Source organism: Pseudomonas sp. GL-R-19 (genome assembly GCF_019956375.1).
Lineage (GTDB): Bacteria > Pseudomonadota > Gammaproteobacteria > Pseudomonadales > Pseudomonadaceae > Aquipseudomonas.
This window is the reverse complement of the sequence record NZ_JAHBDJ010000079.1, coordinates 1-1,649: the sequence shown is the minus strand read 5'-3', so window position 1 is coordinate 1,649 and position 1,649 is coordinate 1. Positions and strand designations below refer to the sequence as shown.

Below are 1,649 nucleotides of genomic sequence, written 5' to 3'. Positions count from 1 at the left end.
TTTAAGGACGAACGGTCGAGAGGCGTCAAGCGCGGGGAATTGCCGGGAGTTTGCAGCCACTACAGGCTTTTCAGGCGGGCACGTTCGTCGCGGTACTGTGAACTTCACTCTCATCACGTGTCACATTAGGTCCTTGTCAAGCGAACTACAAAAGAGGTCAGCCTTATGAGCATCGCCACAATTGTCAGTGCAGTGATATCCAGTCTCGCACCCAGTGTCTTCGACCAGAACAGCCTGCAAGATCCCGGCGCGCATGTCTCCGCCGTCGAATACCACTACGGAATGGACATCGATGTGAAACGGGTACTGCAGCGCACCGATACCTCCGACAAGACCGGCATGGTGCCGGTGACCCTGGTCTACGAAGACAGCGAGGGCGAGATTCACAAGATCCGTTTCCTCGAATGGGGTGGAAGCCCCGCCGACCCCACCAGCATTGCCTGATCAGCGCAAGTTAAACCTCATTGGCACCCCGTGCGGATGATGTTTGTTGTTACCTGAAAATGAGAACATTCGAATGACTGAAAGTTCATTCGCAAGCGTCGCTCTTATCTTCGCAGCATCATGCCGCAAGATTAACTAATTAACTAATCGTAATGGCCGAGTCTTAACTGAAATCAGCAACGGTAAACTCTAATTATGCCGTGCCGAGAGCCAGGTCGATTCACTATTGAATCCAAGAGGTAACCATGGAACTTAGTATGTTTTCTTCGTCCACCGTGGAATATTTGCGCTTGGGCGTTGTATATTTCCATCTTATCGCCTGCTGCGTGGCAATCGGGCTGGTGTTGACCAGTGACATTGCAATGGTCCAGCAACTCCTGAAGGGCGATGTGTCGGGTCACCATGATGACGCGCACATGGACAGTCTTCAAAAAACCGTATCGCTTGCACTTGTCGTGCTCTGGATTACGGGCGTTGCCATTGTCGGGATCGACTATGCCGGCAAGGGAATGGAGTATTTCCTCAATCCAAAAATACAAGCCAAGATCGGCATCGTTGTGCTGTTGACCATTAACGGCTTCGTGTTGCATCGCGCTGTATTGCCGGCGCTGAAAAAGGCCGGTTCGTTACTCAAACTCTCCTTCAGCCTGCGCATGCTGGCGCTGTTCTCGGGGGCGTTCTCTGGCGTGTCGTGGTTCTATGCCGCCCTGCTGGGTGTTGGTCGTCCGCTGGCCTGGAAGTACTCCCTGCTGGAGTTGCTGGCCGCCTATCCGGTGCTCATCGTCGGTGGGTTCGGGATGATGCTACTGCTCACTGCCTGGGCCAAAGACAAAGACACCCAAGCGCGCCTGGAGCAAGGCACCGGGACACCAGGCAACGCCGCCCTGGCTGGCTGGTGAAGTCCGGTTGAACAAGGACGTTCAGCGCTCGCCAATGAATTGCGCTTTAACCGTTAACACACTTCACTTGAGGATACCCAAATGAAATCCATGAAAGTTCTCTTCGTCGTCGCCACCCTGACCGCTTCTTCTCTGGCGATGGCCACCGGTGGCGGTGACCGGACCGTCGCACGCATGGAGTCGGCCCGGACAGTCTCGATGAAAGCCTTCCAGGTTGCCCAGAAACAGAAGGCTGAAGCCGCTGTCGCCCAAAGCAAAGCCAAGGCGACCGACCGCAGCAACGGCTGATCGGTGTAGCGCGTCCCC

Annotated in this window: 3 protein-coding genes; all 3 read left to right on the top strand. The window is 54.9% G+C overall.

The window, feature by feature from the left end; genetic code table 11:
- The first annotated feature begins 165 nt into the window (after window positions 1-165).
- The 3 genes from KGA83_RS27820 to KGA83_RS27810 all read left to right on the top strand — a co-directional run bounded on the left by KGA83_RS27820 (window position 166) and on the right by KGA83_RS27810 (window position 1,631).
- Window positions 166-444 (top strand): DUF2790 domain-containing protein, encoded by a 279-nt coding sequence (locus KGA83_RS27820; RefSeq protein ID WP_108219968.1) that lies wholly within the window; start codon window positions 166-168, stop codon window positions 442-444.
- Between the two features lie 245 nt (window positions 445-689).
- On the top strand, window positions 690-1,343 hold the full coding sequence (locus KGA83_RS27815; protein WP_108219967.1) for a hypothetical protein: 654 nt from the start codon (window positions 690-692) through the stop codon (window positions 1,341-1,343).
- An 81-nt stretch (window positions 1,344-1,424) separates the two neighbouring features.
- Window positions 1,425-1,631, top strand: a complete 207-nt coding sequence (locus KGA83_RS27810) for a co-regulatory protein PtrA N-terminal domain-containing protein (RefSeq protein ID WP_108219966.1) — start codon at window positions 1,425-1,427, stop codon at window positions 1,629-1,631.
- The last annotated feature ends 18 nt before the right edge of the window (window positions 1,632-1,649 follow it).

What these genes read in the sequence shown, in the direction of transcription:
- KGA83_RS27810 (WP_108219966.1), top strand. Translation starts at nt 1,425, where the DNA reads ATGAAATCCATGAAAGTTCTCTTCGTCGTCGCCACCCTGACCGCTTCT.
- KGA83_RS27820 (WP_108219968.1), top strand. Translation starts at nt 166, where the DNA reads ATGAGCATCGCCACAATTGTCAGTGCAGTGATATCCAGTCTCGCACCC.
- KGA83_RS27815 (WP_108219967.1), top strand. Translation starts at nt 690, where the DNA reads ATGGAACTTAGTATGTTTTCTTCGTCCACCGTGGAATATTTGCGCTTG.